Genomic DNA, 17,913 nt, shown 5'->3' on the forward strand with positions numbered 1-17,913 from the left:
AGTCGGAGGCGGCGTCCGCCTCCGATACAAGCACGAAGGAAAAGCGCGCGGCTCTAGTTGCAGATCGTGCGCGGAATCATCCAAGTCGCAAAAGTCTGCCAGAACCCGTCTTCGCGACGGCGCTGGTAAGCGACGAAGTCGGCGTCATCATCATCATGCACGAGTTCATAGCGATAAGTGTTGGCTGCAGTGGTGTTGGGCTTGCTCATGGAGCACTCCATCTCGAATGGGCTTTGCTTCGAGCTAGGTGCGGTGCAACAAAAGTCCAATGGGAGTATGATGATCAGCTCATCACGTTGTGGAGAGTGCTCAGTCCAGCCCGAGCGCCTTGCGCAATTTGCGCGTGAGCTTTGCGACGATCAGGGCATGGGCCTGCGCCAGATAGGCGGTGAGTTCCGCATCGGGAAGTGCGTTGTTGCTGGTGAGCTGCACCCATTTGGCGCGCGCCAGATAAGGCGCCGGTCGTGCCACGCCATGCTCGATCAGCATCGCATAGGCCATATCCGAGACCTTGAACATGTAGCCGCCGGAGCCCGCGGCAAAGCCGCCGCCGAGCGCGAACATCTTGCCGCCGACCTTGAACACGGAGGTGCCTTCCCACTGCACCACCTTGGTGGCTGCGGGCAGGCGCAAACAGCGGGCTTCGAATGTCTTGGGTGTCATGCGCTCGCAATTGAGACGAAAGCCCTGCCGTTATGGCAACATGCATCTTCCAACAAGGGATGAATTTGCGATGTCGCGCGTTTCGATCAAGACCAGGGACGATCTGCCGGAGGCGCTGAGGCCGTTGTGGGACAAGATGACGACCTACGGCGCGTTCGAGAACCAGGCCGGTGTCATGGCGCACCGCCTGCCGATCTTCAAGCATATGTGGTCGCTGCTGGTCGATCTTGCTGAAGAAGCCAATGTCTCGAAGCGCCATCTGGAGCTCGCGCTGGTCACGGTCTCGCTGCTCAACAAATGCGACTATTGCGTCTCGCATCATGCGCCGAAGTTGGCGGTGCAGGGCGTGTCGGAGGAGGGCGCCGCGCGCCTCGTCGATTACAAGGACCACCCCGAGCTCGATGAGCTCGACAAGCTCGTCGTCGAATATTCCATCGCCGTCACCAACAATTGGAACAAGACCCGCGACGAGCTCTTCGCCCGCCTGCGCGCGCATTTCTCGGAAGCCCAGATCGTCGAGCTGACCTGGCGCATCGCGCTCTGCGGTGCCTTCAACCGCTTCAACGACATCCTTCAGCTCGAGGTCGAGCAGGGCGTTCCTCACAGCGAAGCCGCGGAGTAATCGGTCGCCGGCGGTGCTGGTCCCCCGAGCCGGGACCAGCGCCAAGGCGCCGATCACAGACTTGTGGGTTGCGGGTCGTCTATCGCAAGCTATATCGTAAGATATGTTTTACAGAAGGACGTACGATATGCACCACGGACGAGACCACAAAGACTTCCATTTTGGGCATTTCGCCCATTTCGTCATGGGCCGGCACGGCGGCGGACGGCGCTTCGGCCGCGGCGGGCATGGCTTCTTCGGGCGCGGCCCAGGGGGCGATTTCCCCGGCGCGAGGCGGCTGTCCTCGCAGGACCTCCAACTCGTGATCCTGGCGTTGCTCGCCGAAAAGCCGGCTCATGGATACGAGCTGATCAAGATTATCGAGGAGCGGTCCGACGGCTTCTACACGCCGAGCCCGGGCGTGATTTATCCGGCGCTGACCTATCTGGAAGAGGTCGGCCACAGCAGCGTCGAGCAGGATGGCGGTCGAAAGCTCTACAGCATCACGCCGCAGGGCGAGGCGCATCTCGCCGAGAACCGCGCCACTGCGGATGCAATCCTGCAAGCGCTGTCGCGGATCGGACGCCGCATGGACGAGGTGCGCGAGGCCTTTGCCGGCGTCAGCGATCTCGATGCCGACGCCTCCGACGAATTGCACAGTGCCCGCCACAACCTCAAGCGCGCGCTGCGTTCCAGGCTTGGCAGCGACCCCGCCGAGGCGCGCCGCATCGCGGCGATCCTGGATCGTGCCGCCGCGGAAATCCTCGGCAAATAACTAAGAGGCGAAGCAACACATGAATGATCGGCCCCACAGCCCGATTCAAGACCCACGCGTCAACGCCGTCCTCGCGCGCCTCCAAGGCGCGCGGCAGCGGCCGGCCGGCGGCGGGCCGCGCGGCTCCTTCAACAGCCGTGATCCCCACGCCTATGCCGAGCAGGGCTTTTCGATTCATTCCGAGCAGGGCGAACTGATCTACCTGCTGTGCCGTGGCTTGCGTGCTACGCGCGTGGCCGAGTTCGCCACCTCGGTCGGCATGTCCACGCTCTATTTCGCGGCCGCTATCCGCGACAATGGCGGCGGCACCGTGATCGGCTCGGAGATCGTGCCGGCCAAGGTCGAGACCGCCAAACGCAATCTCGCCGAGGCCGGCCTTGCCGACTATGCCGAGATCCGCGAGGGCGATGCGCGAAAAACCTTGCGCGATCTCGGCGGTCCCGTCGACTTCGTTCTGATCGACGGCTGGCCGGGTGAGAGCGGTCCCTCGCTGGCGCGCGAGGTGATCGGGATCGTCGCGCCGCAGCTTCGCGTCGGCGGCTACGTCATGAACGACAATGCCGAGCCCGACTATCTCGATTTCATCCGCGATCCCGACAACGGCTTCGTATCGATGACGCTGCCGCTCAAGGGCGGCACCGAGCTCAGCCTCAAGGTGAGGTAGCGGCGTCGCTTGCGCGATAGGCGTCGGGAACCACGAACACCTCGTCGGCGCGGCCATAACCGCCATCAGGCACTTCCTCGATCAGCACCATGGTGTGCGTCCGCGCCGCTTCGCCGAAATAGTGCGCGAACAACGCGGTGAGGTTGTGCACGATCTCCGCCTTCTGCGCCCGCGATAAGGCGGCCTGGGGGATCTTGATATTGGCGAAAGGCATGATGGGTCTCTCCGTGTGATGGGGTGTGGTTGCTCCTGTTCGAGAATGCCCGATCGCCGCGACCGGATAATCGCGAAAAACTTGTCATCACTTGTCGGCTGTGGTGAACAATCGGCTATGGACCGGTTTGACGCCATGCGCCTGTTCGTCCGCCTCGTCGAACGGCAGAGCTTTACGGCTGCGGCTGCCGACCTCGGCATTCCCCGCTCGACGGCGAGCGAGGTTTTGCGCGGGCTCGAGGCGCGGCTGGGCGCGCGCCTGCTCGAACGGACGACACGGCATGTCACGCCGACGCTCGACGGCGAGGACTATTACCGCCGCTGCGTCGCCATCCTCGCGGAGGTCGAGGAAGCCGAAACCACGATGCGCGATGCGCGACCGCGTGGCTTGCTGCGCATCGACGCACATCCTTTGCTGACCCGCACCTTCATCTTGCCGCACCTGCCGGAATTCCTGGCGCGCCATCCGCAACTCGACTTGCAGATCGGGCAGGGCGATCGGCTGGTCGATCTCGTGCGCGAGGGCATCGATTGCGCGATCCGGTCGGGAGAGCCCGAGGACAGCGGGATGATTTTGCGCCGTCTCGGGACGGTCGAGGAAATCACGGTGGCGAGCCCGGCCTATCTCGCCAGCCACGGCATGCCCGCGACGCCGGATGCGCTCGACGGCCATCAGATGGTCGCGTTCATCTCCTCGCGCACCGGCGATGTTTTGCCGCTGGAGTTTTCCGTCGCCGGCGCGCTGCGCAATGTCGTGTTGCCGAGCCGGGTTCGCGTCAATAATTCCGACACCATGGCAGATCTCGCGCGGCTCGGCTTCGGCCTGACGCAGGCGCCCCGCTATCGCTTCGCGGCGGATCTCGCCAGCGGTGCGCTGGTCGAGGTACTGGCTGGCTATCCACCGTCGCCGACGCCGCTCTCCGCGCTCTATCCGCAAAACCGCCAGCTCGCGCTCCGCCTGCGCGTCTTCCTCGACTGGATATCAGGCATCTTTGCTGAGGCGAAGTTGTAGAGCTTCGTAGCCCGACAGGCAAAACACCCGAACAGTCGGTCAATCCACTCTACCGGAATTCGGAAACGGCGTCGTTGCGAGCGCGGCGGAGCAATCCAGAAATATCCGCGGAAAGATTCTGGATTGCTTCGCTGCGATCGTATTGACGATGTTGGAACAATCGCCCGCCTCTTTGTGAGTTGTGCCTGCGCCACGAGCCGCTACCATGTGACCGCTCCCGACCACGGGACGCACAGCGAGCGGAGGCGACATGAGCGGGCAGGAACGCAAGGCAAAAGGATCGGACCTGTTTGTCGCGGCGCTGGAGAACGAGGGCGTCGATCGCATCTTCGGTATCCCCGGAGAGGAAAATCTCGACCTGGTCGAATCACTGCGCACCTCCAAGATCGAGCTGGTCCTGACCCGTCACGAGCAGGCCGCGGCCTTCATGGCCGCCACGCACGGTCGGCTCACCGGCAAGCCGGGAGTGTGTCTCTCGACGCTCGGCCCGGGCGCGCTCAACCTGTCCACGGGCGCCGCCTATGCACATCTCGGCGCGATGCCGATGATCTTGATCACCGGCCAGAAACCGATCATGAGCAGCCGGCAGGCGCGCTTCCAGATCGTGGACGTGGTTGCGACCATGAAGCCGCTGACGAAGCTCTCTCGGCAGATCATCAGCGCCTCCAGCATTCCGACCGTGGTGCGCGATGCCTTTCGCGTGGCGATGGAGGAACGGCCGGGGCCGGTGCATCTCGAGCTGCCCGAGGACATCGCGGGCGACGAAGTGCCGGCCGTCCCCGTGATCCCGGTCCATCCGATTGAAATTCCGGTCGCCCATCGCGCCGCGCTCGACCGCGCGGCCGAGATGATCTTGGCCGCAAAACGTCCCTTGGTGATGATGGGAGCTGCGACCAGCCGGCCGAGCTCGACCCACGGCATCGCCAGCTTCGTTCGGCGAACCGGCATTCCGTTTTTCACGACACAGATGGGGAAGGGCACGGTGCCCGGCGGCACCAATCTCTACATGGGCACGGCGGCGCTGTCCGAGCGCGACTACGTCCATGATGCGATCGATGCAGCCGATTTGATCGTGGCGATCGGCCATGATCCGATCGAGAAGCCGCCCTTCATCATGGGGCCGTCGGGACCGAAGGTCATTCACGTCAGCTACACGCCGGCGAGCGTCGAGCTGGTCTATTTCCCCGATGCCGAGGTCGTCGGCGACGTCGGCCCGAGCCTGGAGCTGCTCGCCGACCGGCTCGAAGGCAAGCTGCCGCAGGCGCCAGCACTCTTGCCGTTGCGCGAGGAGATCCTCAGGCACCTCGCCGACCGCGCGACCGAGGCGCGCTGGCCGCCGACACCGCAGCGCATCGTGCACGACATCCGGCAGGTGATCCCGGAGAACGGCATCGTCGCGCTCGACAACGGCATGTACAAGATCTGGTTCGCGCGCAACTACCGAACCCGCGTCGCCAACACGCTGCTGCTCGACAATGCGCTGGCGACGATGGGAGCCGGCCTGCCGTCGGCCATGATGGCTGCGATGCTCTATCCCGAGCGCCGCGTGCTCGCGGTTGCCGGCGACGGCGGCTTCATGATGAACAGCCAGGAGATGGAGACCGCCGTCCGCCTCAAGCTCAATTTGGTCGTGCTGGTGCTCGAGGACAACGCCTACGGCATGATCCGCTGGAAGCAGGCCGTCGATCACTTCGCCGATTACGGCATGACCTTTGGCAATCCCGATTTCGTCCTTTACGCGAAGGCCTACGGTGCCAAGGGACATCGCATCGAGAGCATCGACAGCTTCGGCCCGACGCTCGATGCGGCCTTCAAGGAGGGTGGCGTGCATCTGGTCGTGATCCCGATCGACTATTCGGAGAATGTGCGCGTGCTGGTAGATGAACTGCGGGCGCACGAGAAGTCGAAGGCGTGATGTGGTCGATGCTCTCGCCACATCGTCATTGCGAGCGCAGCGAAGCAATCCAGAATCTTTCCGCGGAGGCAGTCTGGATTGCTTCGTCGCTTTGCTCCTCACAATGACGGAGTATGCTGATCAGCCAAAATCCGATAACAACCTGCATCAACGTAGCTCAACCAACCACAGGAATAAGACATGACTCGCGTTCGCTGTATCACCGAGATGGGCATGGGCGTCGACGTTCACGGCAGGGACGCCACCAAGGCGGCGAAGCGTGCCGTATCGGATGCCATCAGGCATTCGAGCCTCGGATTCTTCCGGATGATCGGCAAGACCGCGAACGATATGTTCGTCGACGTCACGATTGCGGTGCCCAACCCTGAGGCGGTGGACAAGGACGCCGTTGCGAAGGAGCTGCCTTACGGCACGGTGACCGTGACTGCGGTCAAGGGCGGGCTGGAGATTCCCTCGGCCACGGAAGTGGCCAACGATCCCATCCTCATCGCCAACGCCGCCGTCATCGTCAGCTTCGACAAGGACTAGGCCGGTGTCCGACGGCGATGAGCGGCTACTGGATCGTCCGATCTGGAGTGCGCTGACGACGAGCCAGAAGCATCTGGCGGAGGGCGGCCCGCGCGCGCGGCGCTATCCCGTGGACATGACGCCGTTTGCCGACATGGTCGACATGTCTGAGGCAAGCTTCGCCGCGCTCGGTGATCTCCTGGCGGGCTCGCAGGTCGCCGCGCTGTTCACGCCGGAGCCGGTCGACGTTCCCGCCGGCTTCAAGGTCGTGCTCGCCGAGACCGGCGAGCAGATGATCGGCTCGCCGGCCGACAGTCCGCTTCGCGATGCCGAGATCGTCAAATTGGGCGCGGCCGACGTCGCCGCCATGATGGCGCTGACGGAGCTGACCAAGCCTGGTCCGTTCGCGTTGCGCACCCATGAGCTCGGCACCTTCCTTGGCATTCGCGTTGGTGGAGAATTGGTTGCGATGACGGGCGAGCGGATGAAGCCGGGAAAGTTCGTCGAGATGACGGCCGTCTGCGTGCATCCGGACTATCGTGGGCGCGGCTACGCGCAGGCGCTGCTCGCGGCGGTCGCGCGCCGGATCGAGGCGCGCGGCGAAATTCCGTTCCTGCACGTGTTTTCTCATAACGCCTCGGCGATTGCGCTGTACGAACGGCAGGGCATGAAGATCCGTCGCCGGCTGCACGTCACGGCGCTGATGAAGATTTGAGGGCCGATCGGACGGTCTTCATTTCCCGCGAAAGCGCGCTATATCCATCCCAACCATAATTTGGGGGAAACACATGGACGTCAGGACAACGGATTTTTCCGCCGCACGGACGGCGATGGAACGCTATGTCGATCAGGAGATCATTCCGGGTGTGTCCTGGGCCGTGCTCCGTGGTCATGAGGTGGTTGACCAGCAATGCGTCGGCTTTGCCGATCGCGAGGCGAAGACGGCGCTCCGGTCTGACCATATTTTCCGCGCGTTTTCCAATACCAAGATCTTCGTGACGTGCTCGATCATGCTGCTGGTCGAGGAGGGCCGCATCGGGCTTGATGATCCCGTCGAAAAATTCCTGCCGCAGCTCGGCAATCGCAAGGTGCTGAAGCAGGGTGCCGCGAGCCTTGCCGATGTCGAGCCGGCGAAGAGCTCGATCACGATCCGCCAGCTGCTGACCCACAGCTCGGGCCTCAGCTACGGCATCTTCGATCCCGGCACTGTGCTGTTCAAAGGCTATAACGAGGCGCGCGTGCTCAATCCGTTGACGCCGCTCTCCGACATGATCGACAAGCTCGCCGATCTGCCGCTGTCCTATCATCCCGGCGCGGGCTGGGAATATTCGGTCGCGACCGACGTGCTCGGCCGCGTGGTCGAGGTTGTCTCCGGCCATGCGCTCGACACCTTCCTCAAGGCGCGCATCTTCGATCGCCTCGGCATGGTCGATACGGGCTTCTCAGTGCCCGAGGCGCAGCAGGGCAGGCTGGTTGCGCTCTACACCGGCGCCGACGTGCTTGATCCGATGAAGCCGGGCCTGACGCGGGCCGACAATCTGCCTTATCCGCAGGCCTATCGGCGGCCGTTTCCGCGGCTCTCGGGCGGCGGCGGTCTGGTCTCGACCTTGCCCGACATGCTCGCGCTGGTACGCGCGCTGCGACCCGGTCCGGATGCGCTGCTGAAGCCGGACACGCTGCAGCAGATGATGACGAACCAGTTGCCCGCGGGCCAGACCATCCGATTTGCCAATCTCGGGCCGATTCCCGGCAAGGGCTTTGGTCTCGGCGGCGCCGTCACCTTTGCGCCGACGCCGTTCGATCCCCCGAATTCGACCGGCGAATTCCAGTGGGGCGGGCTTGCCGGCACCCATTGGTGGATTTGTCCGCAGGCCAACACCGCCGGCGTGCTGATGGCCCAGCGCCATATGGGCTTCTGGAACCCGTTCTTCTTCGAGTTCAAGCGCCTGGCCTACCAGGCGGTCGGGGGCTGATCGCGAAGAAATTGCCGGCGTCCGCGAATCCTTTCCGGCCTTCGCGCCCTCTTGATGGTCGAGGCATTTTGCTTCGGCTCATGTCGGAGGATGTGATGGCATTCTACAGGAAGAATATCGGCGGTCTGCATCAGGCGGTGCGGGTTGCGCTCGGAATTGCGGTTGCGATTGCCGCATTCGTGTATCTCGCCGGCGTCGCGGCGTGGCTGGTGGCGCTCGGGGGCGCAGGCTTCGCATTGACGGGGCTCGTCGGCTATTGCCCGATGTGCGCGATGGCCGGGATCGGACGAGGAGGCGTGTCGTGAGTGCGGCGGCGATCTCGTCAAGCCTGTTCGAGGCGGCCCGGCTCGGCGATCCCCAGGCGATCGCGTCTCTGCTCGAGACGGCGCAGCCGGATATCCGCCGCTACGCACGCGCCACCTGCCGCAGCTCGGCGGATGCCGAGGATGCAACCCAGGAGGCGATGTGGATCCTGTTCCGCCATGTCGGTACGATCCGCTCGCTCGTCGCGTTTTCCGCGTGGCTGTTCAGCGTGGTCCGCCGCGAATGTCTGCGGCTCGCGCGCAAGGCGGGCCTTGCGCCATCGATCGACGACGGCGAGGCGGAGGCTCTGCTGCTGTCGCGCTCCGAAGTGGATTTGCGTCTTGACGTGGCGGCTGCGTTTGAAGCGTTGCCAGCGCACTATCGCGATGTCGCGCTGATGCGGGACGTCAAGGAAATGACCATCGACGAAATCGCCGCCGCGCTCGGAGCGTCCAGGCAGACCGTGAAGGCGCGCCTGCATCGCGCCCGCGCCTTGATGCGCGAGTATTTGACGAGGTGAGACATGACCAATTATCAAACGCCTGACGATCTGAAGTCTGTCCCCGCTTTCGTGGCGTTGGCGCCGGTGGAGGCCAACGCGTTCCTTGCGTTCAACCACGCGGTCGAGCGCAAGGACGGTTCGATCCCGCCGAAATACCGCGAGCTGATCTCGCTCGCGGTGGCACTCACCACGCAATGCGCCTATTGCCTGGACGTGCATACGGCGCAGGCAGCGAAAGCCGGCGCGACGCGCGAGGAAGTCGCCGAAGCCGCGTTGATCGCGGCCGCTGTGCGCGCCGGCGGCACGCTCGGCCATGCGCTGCTGGCGCAGCGGCTATTCGAGCAGCATCGTAGTGAAACGAAAACATAGATGATGCAGGCGGGAGGTGATGCCTCCCGCCTGCGGTTCGCGTCAGTCCTTCCAGGGGTCGAACTCGCCTTCGCCAGCCATGGCGACGGCGAACGGCCGCAGCGTGTGCAGCACCCGCACGGTGCCGGCGTGCTGCGCGAGCACGTCGGGCAGGCGGCGATAGGCCATCGGGCTCTCGTCGAGGTCGGCACCGATCAAGGTGACACCACGCTCGTTGAGCCAGTGGTCCATCTCCGCACGCGAGAAGCGCCGCTTCGCCTCCTTTCGTCCGAACATGCGGCCGGCGCCGTGTACTGTCGAGTAGAGCGAAGCCCTGGCTTCCGGACTGTCGACGCCTTCGAGAATGACGGCGTCGTCGCCCATCGAGCCGCCGACGAATCCCTTCTGGCCGGGAAACGCCGGCGTCGCGCCCTTGCGCACCACCCACAGATCACGCCCGTCGTGGGTCTCACGCCAGGCGTAGTTGTGGTGGTTGTGCACGCTCTCGGTCACGCTGCCGCCGATGATCTGGCGGACGCGTTCGACAACCCACTCCCGGCCCGCATAGGCATAACGCCCGGCGAGCTGCATCGCCGCGATGTAGCGGCGGCCGAGCTCGGACTCCTCGTCGACGACGGCGGGCGGGACGTTCATGCCGTCCTTGCCGCCGGCGGCCTTGAGGTAGCGCGTCGCGGAAGTATGCCCGAGACCACGGCTTCCGAAGTGGACGCCGATCCAGACAAAACCTTCCTCGTCGCGCATGAGGTCGACATAGTGGTTGCCCGACCCGACCGTGCCGAGCTGCGCCACCGCCTTCTGACGGTAGGCTTCCATGTCGCTCTCGCGCCAGGCGTCACCGTCGTCGAACAGCTCGTGCTCGGCCCGTTCGGCGTTGGCGCGACCAACACCGAACGAGATGACCTTGGCGACGTCGCGGATGATCGTGGGCACGATCGCCGCAATGTCGTCGAAGCGCGTGTCGAGCCGTGCGGCCATGTTGCCGCAGCCGATGTCGAAGCCGACGCCGGAGATGCTGATCTGCTTCTCGTAGGCGATGACCCCGCCGACCGGCTGGGCGTAGCCGAGATGGCCGTCGGCGCAGATCACGCCGGACACGACATTGCCGACCGCCATGCAGTTGCGCATCTGCGCGATGGTCGCTTCCTCATGCGGGCCAAAAATCTTCAGCGGCGCATTCTGAAAGCGGGCCTCCTGCGGATGGAGCTGCGCGATCGCGTCGGCCGTCGCATTGGCCTCGCGTGCCAGATGCTCCTTGCGCGCGGCGTCCTTGTACAGGCACCAGGCCGGCTGGCCGCGTCCTTCACCGACGCGCGAGTCCGGATCGACGCCGGCGGCGAGGCAGAGCTCTCGGGCGCGTTCCATGTAGGGATCAGATCGTCGCATGGTCATGTGTCCTGCTTAACATATTGCTTTGAACAACAAAAAACCCTCCGGAGCGTTGGCTCGGGAGGGTCCGTGATACCTGGACTTTTGATCTCGCTATCAGGCAAGACCTCTCCCATGAGCCAAGCGTGCGCAATCGATTGACCGTAGGTCATTCGACGGGCGGACCAGGATTGCGTAGCGGTGCGGCATTGCTCGGTTCATGATGTGTGTCACGAACGGAAGTGTTCGTGAGGGCGCGGGAAATACTCTCGCAACTTACGGATGTCAAGCGACGCGCGTGTGAAGATTGAAAATGATGGACGCATGATTTGCCAAACTATCTCGGTCTCGATGGGTTTCGCTTCGGCTGGGTCGCAGCCTGGATCGACGAGCGCGGCGATCACGGCTTCGATTATTCGCCGGGCCTGACGCGCTTGCTTGCGTTGCCGCATGCGCGTGCGATGATCGACATGCCGATCGGATTGAATCCGAGCGGCTATCGAGTCTGCGACTTGCGTGCACGCGAGCTGGCCGGCCCTGCCGTGTTTCTTGGCGCGCGCCGCGATCTCTGGACATTTCCTGACATGGCGACGGCCAATCGCCACTATTGGGAGCGGGAAGGCAAGGGCAGGGGCGTGTCGGCGCAGCTCTGGAACATCAGGGACAAGATCAGGGACGTCGACGAGATCATGACGCCGGCGCGGCAGACGACAATTGGCGAAGCGCATCCGGAGTTGATTTTCTGGAATCTGGCAGGGCAAGTCCTTCTTCCGAAGAAGACGTCGGCGCAAGGTCGTGAGCAGCGCATCTCGCTGCTGGCGCATCGCGGCTTCACGCGTTTGGAGACATGGCTGACGCAGCGTCATGGCACCGGCATCGGCCGCGACGATCTCATCGATGCCTGTGCCTGCGCGGTCGCGGCCCGCGACAGCACACAGCGTGTCGGCGGCGAGGAGGTCGATCCGCGCGGGCTGCGGATGGAGATCAATTATTGAGGTCGCGGCCTCGCGCGTCTCGATTCGGGATAAAGTGGCAATTTATTTGAAGCGTGCAGGAACTGTCGACGGTCGGCCCGCGTTCCCCGTGCGAACCGATGACGGAGAAGCTCGTGCGATGAAGGATGCCAGTCAGTTCGCGACCGCGATGCTCGCGCTCGTTTTCACCGGGGCGCTGCTCGTCACCGGGCAGCTCTTCATCGAGCAACGCGCGCAGCGCGATATCGCGTACGCGGCCAGGCATCTGCTGCGGCCCCTGTAGTCCGGCTTCGATGCATGATCACTGCTCGGCCTTGCGCCGTTCGACGGCTCGCCTAGATTAGGCGGCATCTCACGAACGAAGCCGGGGTCCCGATGCCTGATCTGTCCGCCTTTCCCATCACCAAGCGCTGGCCTGCCAGGCATCCGGAGTTGCTTCAGCTTTATTCGCTGCCGACGCCGAACGGCGTCAAGGTGTCGATCATGCTGGAGGAGATCGGTCTGCCTTACGAGGTCCACCTCGTCGACTTCGGCAAGGACGACCAGAAGACGGCGGAATTCCTCTCGCTCAATCCGAACGGCAAGATCCCGGCGATCCTCGATCCCAACGGTCCCGGCGGCCGGCCGCTGCCGCTGTTCGAGTCCGGGGCGATCCTGCAATACCTCGCCGAGAAGACCGGCAAGCTTCTGCCGGAGGACGCCGCGCGCCGCTACCAGGCCATCCAGTGGGTGCATTTCCAGATGGGCGGCATCGGGCCGATGTTCGGCCAGGTCGGCTTCTTCCACAAATTCGCCGGCAAGGATTTCGAGGACAAGCGTCCGCTCGACCGCTATGTCAGCGAGGCCAAGCGTCTGCTCGGCGTGATGGAAGCGCATCTTTCCGGCCGGCAGTGGTTCTTGGATGACGACTACACCATCGCCGATATCTCCATGCTCGGTTGGGTGCGCAATCTCATCGGCTTCTACGGCGCCGGCGATCTCGTCGAGTTCAGCCAGTTCAAGTCGGTCGGTGCCTGGCTCGAACGGGGGCTGGCGCGTCCTGCCGTGCAGCGCGGCCTGAACATTCCGAAGCGGCCGTAGAATCAGGTCAGCGCCTTATGCGTCATGTAGAGCGCCATCACGGAGATGAGGGCGATCATGACCCTGTGCAGCACCGCTTTGCTGACGCCGTTGGCCGCGCGTGCGCCGAGATCGGTTCCGATCCAGAGGCCGGCGAGAATCCCGATGATGGCCGGCCAGCCGACCATGAGCCCCTTGCTCCAGTAGATCCAGGCCGCCGGAATGTTGGTCGGGATGACCGAGAAGATGAGGCTGACGAGTTGCGCCTGATGCTGCGGGACGCGTAGGCCCGCGGCGAGGCCGACGGTGATCGCGAGCCCGCCGCCGATGCCCATGAAGCCGGAGGAAAATCCGGCAAGCGCACCGATAAGGAGCAGGGGGAGCCAAGGCAGTTCGTCTCGGTCAACGGCCGCGTGGCTCCCGTCCTTGCGGTCGCGGCGCAGGATCAGGAGGGCGATCAGCGCGACGAGATAGACGACGTAGGTCCATTGCAGCACCGAGTCGGAGACCGCCGCCGCGGCGTAACCGCCGCCCGCACCGCCGATGAGAAATCCGAGGCCGATCCAGGCGATCCATTGCAGCGGGCTGCGATTGCCGCTCTGCCAGTAGCGGCGTACGCCGGCGAGGCCAGTGGGAGGGACCTGCGTGATCAGCGACGTCCCCTGGGCGACATGCTGCTCCGCGCCGAGCAGCAGCACGGTGAAGACGACAAGCCCGCCGCCCGGGCTCGTTCCCATGAAGCCCGATGTCAGCCCGCCGACGAGACCGACGCCGATGCCTGCGAGGAGATCGTGAATCCAGGACATCGCTTACGTCCTGGTCCGTCGCTTGATGTCAGGCCTGGTCGTGCGAAATCCCTCGATCACGCCGCCCACGGCCATCATGCAGGCCTCAACGTCAAAATCCTCACCCCAGCATTTCTGCAGCACGAAGCCCTGGAAGATCGCGATGAGCACGCGCGCGATCGCATCGGCGCCGAGGTCGCGCTTGATCAGGCCGTCATGCTGGCCGCGCTCGACCAGCGCCACGATCAGCGCGCGCGGCATGTCGATGCCTTCGACGACGCTGGTGCGGACGCGGCGGTTGCGCAAGGCCTCCGCCCAGCCGTGGATGCCGACGCGACGCCGCGCTTCGCCGGCGGGATCGGTGAGCCATTGCGCGTAGACGCGGATCAGCGCGTGAAGTCCTTCGATCGGATCACCCGATCCCTGCGCAACCGAGTTGAGCACGGCCTCGCGACGATGCCGGTCGTCGGCGAGCGCCTCGATCAAATCGTCCTTGCTCTGGAAGTAGAGATAGACCGCGCCGTGGCTCAAGCCCGACCGTTTGACGATGTCGGCCATGCCGGTCTGGTGGAAGCCTTGCTCGGCGAAGCAGGCGAGGGCCGCTTCGAGGATCTGCTGCCGCCTTCCTTCGCGTTGCTTGTCGCTGATCTTGGGCATTCTGGCCGTCCATAAATAACTGACAGATCGGTCGTTTTGACCATTTGCCTGATGCGGCCCCTATAAAGCCGGGCAATAATAAAAAACGATCAGTCAGTCATTTTTATTCTCAACGGCGACCTTGGTCAAGCCCAGGCGGTCCGGGAACAGGAGGATCAACCGTTACCGGGGGCTATGGCGGAGGTGACGGCGGCCCGGCCGGCAATCGCGCGGCTAGAACAGCCGTCCGCCGTTCGGCACAGGCTTGCTCGGCTGCACCAGCACGACCTTGCCCTCGGCATCGGGGAAGCCGAGCGTCAACACCTCGGAGACGACCGGGCCGATCTGTCGCGGCGGGAAGTTCACGACGGCCGCGACCTGCTGCCCCACCAGCGTCTCGAGCGGATGATTTTCGGTGATCTGGGCCGAGCTCTTGCGCACGCCGATCGCGGGACCGAAGTCGATCCACAGCCGCCAGGCCGGCTTGCGCGCCTCCGGGAACGGTTTTGCATCGACGATGGTGCCGACGCGGATATCGACCGCGAGGAAGCTGTTGAAGTCGATGGTTGGCGACACGGCCGCGGCGGGATCGTGAGTGACGTGCATTGATGTATCCGTTCGGAGAGCGAGGTTCGTTCGCAATGTTGTCGAGCGAACCGGAGTTTCGTACAACGCTGCAGTCATCCAATGACGCATGCGCGAGGAAGGTCTTGCCCAACATCATCTACGGCATCAAGAACTGCGACACCATGAAGAAGGCGCGCGCCTGGCTCGACACCCATGGCGTCGCCTACGAGTTCCACGACTACAAGGCGGCGGGCGTCGAGAAGGACAAGCTCAAGCAGTGGAGCGACAAGGCTGGCTGGGAGACGCTGCTCAATCGCGCCGGCACGACCTTCAAGAAGCTGCCGGATTCCGACAAGGAAGGTCTCACCGAGAAGAAGGCGCTAGCGCTGATGCTAGCGCAACCATCGATGATCAAGCGGCCGGTGCTCGAAGTCGGCGGCAAGCTTCTGGTCGGCTTCAAGCCGGACATCTATGCCAAGGAAGTCAAGGCCAAGTAGGTCGGCGCCAGATCGCGCTGGCCTCTAATTCAGCTCGACGATCTCGGTGGTGACGCCAAGCTGATCGGCGAACTCGACGACGTCGGCGGCAGCGATCCGGCCGGGGGCGCGATGGAAGAGATCGCGGTCGATCACCGCGCGCAGTTTCGGGCGCGGCAGCGCGTCATTTCCGCGCATCAGATTCTTGATCTCGAAGCCGCCGTCCTCGCAGAATGTCTTGAGCGACGCGATGACGTGGCAGACCTTGCCGTCGGTCTGGAACGGCAGCAGCAGCCGTTCATAGGCAACCACGCGGCCGTAGATGTCGTCGACGTCGGCCACGCTGTAGACCGGAAGGCCGCGCGCCACGCATTCATGATAGATTGGCATCACGAAGGGTGCGAGGCGCGGCCCGATGTAGTCGTCGAGCAGAACGCCTTTGCCGGTCTGTCCATAGGCGCGCGAGATGCGCGTGCCTTCGCTCTGGATGATGAGGCGCGGCGTCGGCGCCGAGATGTCAACGGTATAATAGATGAGATCGGACAGCTCTTCCTCGAGCCGCGCGGGCTGATACTCCCAGATCGCCGGCACCATCTGCCCGCGCGCATAAAGTCGCAGCCACGTGTTCAGGAGATCACGCTGCCTGATCGACTTGACGACAGAAGGAGCGGCGCTTGCAAAATCCAAGACAATTTCCAAGACAATATTCCCGACGCATAAAACCCGCGCATGATCCATGCGGCGGGAAAATTTTCTATGAAGGCTGGCGCGCGGGATGAAAGACCGTTAACGACGGCTTGATGACCGGTGCCTTGCGAACCGGGAGGCCGGGCAGGCGACATCAAAACGCGTCCGACTAAGGGAGCATAAGCCTCCCGGCCGGAGACCTGATCTGCTCAGCTTTCCGCCTTGCCTAACCCCCGTCACCTCCGGCATATTCCGCGCCCGGAGGCGACGTTCCGGGACAGGCTCCAAGGCCCCCGGAAAGCCGAAGTAACTAAGGACAGCCACGCGTATTGTGCGGGCAGGGGGAAATCTGTTTGGCCGATGAGTTCATTCTCGAAACGGAAGGCTTGACCAAGGAGTTCGCGGGCTTCTTCGCCGTCCGCGACGTTGCGCTCAAGGTTCGCCGTGGGAGCATTCACGCGTTGATCGGCCCGAACGGGGCGGGCAAGACGACGTGCTTCAATCTTTTGACCAAGTTCCTCAAACCGTCCGCCGGCAAAATTCTGTACAAGGGGCAGGACATCACGGCGATGGCGCCGGCCGATGTGGCGCGCCTGGGACTGGTCCGTTCATTCCAGATCTCGGCGGTATTTCCGCATCTCACCGCGCTGGAAAACGTCCGCGTCGCGCTTCAGCGCCAGCACGGCAGTTCCTTCGATTTCTGGCGCTCCAAGTCCGTGCTCAACCGCTTCAACGATCGCGCGCGTGAACTGTTGAACGATGTCGGCCTCAGCGAGTTTGCCAATACGCCCGCGGTCGAGATGGCCTACGGCCGCAAGCGCGCGCTCGAGATCGCAACGACGCTCGCGCTCGACCCCGAGATGATGTTGCTGGACGAGCCGATGGCCGGCATGGGCCACGAGGACATCGACAAGATCGCGGCGCTGATCAAGCGCATCTCCGCCAAGTACACCATCCTGATGGTCGAGCATAATCTAAGCGTCGTGGCCAATCTCTCCGACATCATCACCGTGCTGACGCGCGGGCAGGTGTTGGCGCAAGGCCATTACAGCGAGCTCACCAAGGACGAGCGCGTCAAGGAAGCCTATCTGGGAGCCGGTCATGCCTGAGACTGCAACCGCGGACGCTCCCGCAAAAGCCGCAACCGGCGGCAACATCCTCCAGGTCCGCAACCTGGAAGCATGGTACGGCGAGTCCCACATCCTGCACGGGATCAATTTCGACGTGAACGCGGGCGAGGTGGTTACGCTGCTCGGCCGCAACGGCGCCGGCAAGACGACCACGCTGAAGTCGATCATGGGCATCATCGGCAAGCGGACCGGCTCGGTGAAGTTCAACAACCAGGACATCATCCGCGCAACCTCCGACAAGATCGCGCGGATGGGCATCGCGTTCTGCCCGGAGGAACGCGGCATTTTCTCCAGTCTCGACGTGCGGGAGAATTTGCTGCTGCCGCCGGTGGTTCGCCCGGGCGGATTGCCGCTCGAGCAGATCTTCGATCTGTTTCCGAATCTGAAGGAACGTCTCAACAGCCAGGGCACCAAGCTCTCCGGCGGTGAGCAGCAGATGCTCGCGATCGCGCGCATCCTGCGTACCGGCGCGAGCTTCCTGATGCTGGACGAGCCGACCGAAGGTCTTGCGCCTGTCATTATCCAGCAGATCGGCCACACCATTGCACGGCTCAAGAAGGAGGGTTTTACCATCCTCCTGGTCGAGCAGAACTTCCGGTTCGCATCCACCGTCGCCGACCGCTACTACGTGGTCGAGCACGGCAAGATCATTGACGGATTTTCCAATTCGGAGCTTGCCGCCAACATGGACAAGCTCCACACCTATCTCGGCGTCTAAGACGGCCAAGCGTCAAACG

25 protein-coding genes are annotated in these 17,913 nt (G+C 63.7%); 17 read left to right on the forward strand and 8 right to left on the reverse strand.

Translation table 11 applies throughout. From position 1 onward, the window contains the following. Positions 1-53: 53 nt before the first annotated feature. Both AB7535_RS11840 and AB7535_RS11845 read right to left on the reverse strand, forming a co-directional pair. Positions 54-209 (reverse strand): hypothetical protein, encoded by a 156-nt coding sequence (locus AB7535_RS11840; RefSeq protein ID WP_439036323.1) that lies wholly within the window; start codon positions 207-209, stop codon positions 54-56. 100 nt (positions 210-309) lie between these two features. Further along, on the reverse strand, positions 310-663 hold the full coding sequence (locus AB7535_RS11845; protein ID WP_071914769.1) for an MmcQ/YjbR family DNA-binding protein: 354 nt from the start codon (positions 661-663) through the stop codon (positions 310-312). A 70-nt stretch (positions 664-733) separates the two neighbouring features. Between AB7535_RS11845 and AB7535_RS11850 the strand changes: the two genes are divergently transcribed. The 3 genes from AB7535_RS11850 (at position 734) to AB7535_RS11860 (ending at position 2,703) form a co-directional block, all read left to right on the forward strand. Beyond that, complete coding sequence (locus AB7535_RS11850; protein ID WP_439036324.1) at positions 734-1,285, forward strand: carboxymuconolactone decarboxylase family protein; 552 nt, start codon at positions 734-736, stop codon at positions 1,283-1,285. Positions 1,286-1,412: 127 nt separating this feature from the next. Then, on the forward strand, positions 1,413-2,039 hold the full coding sequence (locus AB7535_RS11855) for a PadR family transcriptional regulator (protein WP_439036325.1): 627 nt from the start codon (positions 1,413-1,415) through the stop codon (positions 2,037-2,039). Positions 2,040-2,058: 19 nt separating this feature from the next. Further along, positions 2,059-2,703 carry an O-methyltransferase gene (locus AB7535_RS11860; protein WP_354179888.1) on the forward strand — a complete coding sequence of 215 codons (645 nt, stop codon included), beginning with the start codon at positions 2,059-2,061 and terminating at the stop codon, positions 2,701-2,703. Here AB7535_RS11860 and AB7535_RS11865 read toward each other — a convergent pair. Then, the gene (locus tag AB7535_RS11865; RefSeq protein ID WP_014495867.1) at positions 2,690-2,917 is read right to left on the reverse strand and encodes a tautomerase family protein; all 228 of its coding nucleotides are present in this window, start codon (positions 2,915-2,917) and stop codon (positions 2,690-2,692) included. The genes AB7535_RS11860 and AB7535_RS11865 overlap by 14 nt on opposite strands. A gap of 117 nt (positions 2,918-3,034) precedes the next feature. Here AB7535_RS11865 and AB7535_RS11870 point away from each other — a divergent pair, with 117 nt between their 5' ends. The 8 genes from AB7535_RS11870 to AB7535_RS11905 all read left to right on the forward strand — a co-directional run bounded on the left by AB7535_RS11870 (position 3,035) and on the right by AB7535_RS11905 (position 9,497). Then, complete coding sequence (locus tag AB7535_RS11870; protein ID WP_259257858.1) at positions 3,035-3,928, forward strand: LysR family transcriptional regulator; 894 nt, start codon at positions 3,035-3,037, stop codon at positions 3,926-3,928. 250 nt (positions 3,929-4,178) lie between these two features. Next, entirely contained in the window at positions 4,179-5,843 is a 1,665-nt protein-coding gene (locus AB7535_RS11875) for an acetolactate synthase large subunit (RefSeq protein WP_135215238.1), read from the forward strand. Positions 5,844-6,023: 180 nt separating this feature from the next. Beyond that, positions 6,024-6,371 (forward strand): Lin0512 family protein, encoded by a 348-nt coding sequence (locus AB7535_RS11880; RefSeq protein ID WP_063983745.1) that lies wholly within the window; start codon positions 6,024-6,026, stop codon positions 6,369-6,371. Positions 6,372-6,375: 4 nt separating this feature from the next. Beyond that, positions 6,376-7,065, forward strand: coding sequence for a GNAT family N-acetyltransferase (locus AB7535_RS11885; RefSeq protein WP_166095706.1), 690 nt, complete (start codon positions 6,376-6,378; stop codon positions 7,063-7,065). Between the two features lie 73 nt (positions 7,066-7,138). Continuing rightward, the gene (locus AB7535_RS11890; RefSeq protein ID WP_439036326.1) at positions 7,139-8,323 is read left to right on the forward strand and encodes a serine hydrolase domain-containing protein; all 1,185 of its coding nucleotides are present in this window, start codon (positions 7,139-7,141) and stop codon (positions 8,321-8,323) included. A 95-nt stretch (positions 8,324-8,418) separates the two neighbouring features. Further along, the gene (locus AB7535_RS11895) at positions 8,419-8,628 is read left to right on the forward strand and encodes a YgaP family membrane protein (RefSeq protein WP_166095708.1); all 210 of its coding nucleotides are present in this window, start codon (positions 8,419-8,421) and stop codon (positions 8,626-8,628) included. After that, positions 8,625-9,146: an RNA polymerase sigma factor gene (locus tag AB7535_RS11900; RefSeq protein WP_135215241.1), complete on the forward strand. Its 522-nt coding sequence runs from the start codon at positions 8,625-8,627 to the stop codon at positions 9,144-9,146. Before AB7535_RS11895 ends, AB7535_RS11900 begins: the two co-directional genes overlap by 4 nt. A 3-nt stretch (positions 9,147-9,149) precedes the next feature. Then, positions 9,150-9,497 (forward strand): carboxymuconolactone decarboxylase family protein, encoded by a 348-nt coding sequence (locus AB7535_RS11905; RefSeq protein ID WP_135215242.1) that lies wholly within the window; start codon positions 9,150-9,152, stop codon positions 9,495-9,497. A 42-nt stretch (positions 9,498-9,539) separates the two neighbouring features. On the opposite strand, the gene AB7535_RS11910 is transcribed toward AB7535_RS11905, so the two are convergent. After that, on the reverse strand, positions 9,540-10,880 hold the full coding sequence (locus AB7535_RS11910; protein WP_135215243.1) for an RtcB family protein: 1,341 nt from the start codon (positions 10,878-10,880) through the stop codon (positions 9,540-9,542). A gap of 311 nt (positions 10,881-11,191) precedes the next feature. Here AB7535_RS11910 and AB7535_RS11915 point away from each other — a divergent pair, with 311 nt between their 5' ends. The 3 genes from AB7535_RS11915 (at position 11,192) to AB7535_RS11925 (ending at position 12,916) form a co-directional block, all read left to right on the forward strand. Continuing rightward, positions 11,192-11,857, forward strand: a complete 666-nt coding sequence (locus tag AB7535_RS11915; RefSeq protein WP_439036327.1) for a DUF429 domain-containing protein — start codon at positions 11,192-11,194, stop codon at positions 11,855-11,857. Between the two features lie 118 nt (positions 11,858-11,975). Beyond that, positions 11,976-12,119, forward strand: coding sequence for a hypothetical protein (locus tag AB7535_RS11920; RefSeq protein WP_166095729.1), 144 nt, complete (start codon positions 11,976-11,978; stop codon positions 12,117-12,119). Between the two features lie 92 nt (positions 12,120-12,211). Next, on the forward strand, positions 12,212-12,916 hold the full coding sequence (locus AB7535_RS11925; protein ID WP_439036328.1) for a glutathione S-transferase family protein: 705 nt from the start codon (positions 12,212-12,214) through the stop codon (positions 12,914-12,916). A gap of 2 nt (positions 12,917-12,918) precedes the next feature. Here the strand turns inward: AB7535_RS11925 and AB7535_RS11930 are convergent, their stop codons facing one another. The 3 genes from AB7535_RS11930 to AB7535_RS11940 all read right to left on the reverse strand — a co-directional run bounded on the left by AB7535_RS11930 (position 12,919) and on the right by AB7535_RS11940 (position 14,922). Further along, the gene (locus tag AB7535_RS11930) at positions 12,919-13,701 is read right to left on the reverse strand and encodes a sulfite exporter TauE/SafE family protein (RefSeq protein ID WP_439036329.1); all 783 of its coding nucleotides are present in this window, start codon (positions 13,699-13,701) and stop codon (positions 12,919-12,921) included. A 3-nt stretch (positions 13,702-13,704) separates the two neighbouring features. After that, positions 13,705-14,337: a TetR/AcrR family transcriptional regulator gene (locus AB7535_RS11935; RefSeq protein WP_085402817.1), complete on the reverse strand. Its 633-nt coding sequence runs from the start codon at positions 14,335-14,337 to the stop codon at positions 13,705-13,707. 213 nt (positions 14,338-14,550) lie between these two features. Continuing rightward, entirely contained in the window at positions 14,551-14,922 is a 372-nt protein-coding gene (locus AB7535_RS11940; protein ID WP_354117574.1) for a tRNA-binding protein, read from the reverse strand. A gap of 104 nt (positions 14,923-15,026) precedes the next feature. Here AB7535_RS11940 and AB7535_RS11945 point away from each other — a divergent pair, with 104 nt between their 5' ends. After that, positions 15,027-15,380 (forward strand): ArsC family reductase, encoded by a 354-nt coding sequence (locus tag AB7535_RS11945; protein ID WP_014495852.1) that lies wholly within the window; start codon positions 15,027-15,029, stop codon positions 15,378-15,380. Positions 15,381-15,404: 24 nt separating this feature from the next. Here the strand turns inward: AB7535_RS11945 and AB7535_RS11950 are convergent, their stop codons facing one another. Beyond that, positions 15,405-16,097, reverse strand: coding sequence for a hypothetical protein (locus tag AB7535_RS11950; RefSeq protein ID WP_439036330.1), 693 nt, complete (start codon positions 16,095-16,097; stop codon positions 15,405-15,407). 302 nt (positions 16,098-16,399) lie between these two features. Here AB7535_RS11950 and AB7535_RS11955 point away from each other — a divergent pair, with 302 nt between their 5' ends. Then, positions 16,400-17,155: an ABC transporter ATP-binding protein gene (locus AB7535_RS11955; RefSeq protein ID WP_063983735.1), complete on the forward strand. Its 756-nt coding sequence runs from the start codon at positions 16,400-16,402 to the stop codon at positions 17,153-17,155. Further along, positions 17,148-17,894, forward strand: a complete 747-nt coding sequence (locus AB7535_RS11960) for an ABC transporter ATP-binding protein (protein WP_014495849.1) — start codon at positions 17,148-17,150, stop codon at positions 17,892-17,894. The genes AB7535_RS11955 and AB7535_RS11960 overlap by 8 nt, the downstream gene beginning before the upstream one ends. Positions 17,895-17,913: the final 19 nt, after the last annotated feature.

The organism is Bradyrhizobium sp. 956_D2_N1_4 (assembly GCF_052076025.1).
Classification (GTDB): domain Bacteria; phylum Pseudomonadota; class Alphaproteobacteria; order Rhizobiales; family Xanthobacteraceae; genus Bradyrhizobium; species Bradyrhizobium barranii.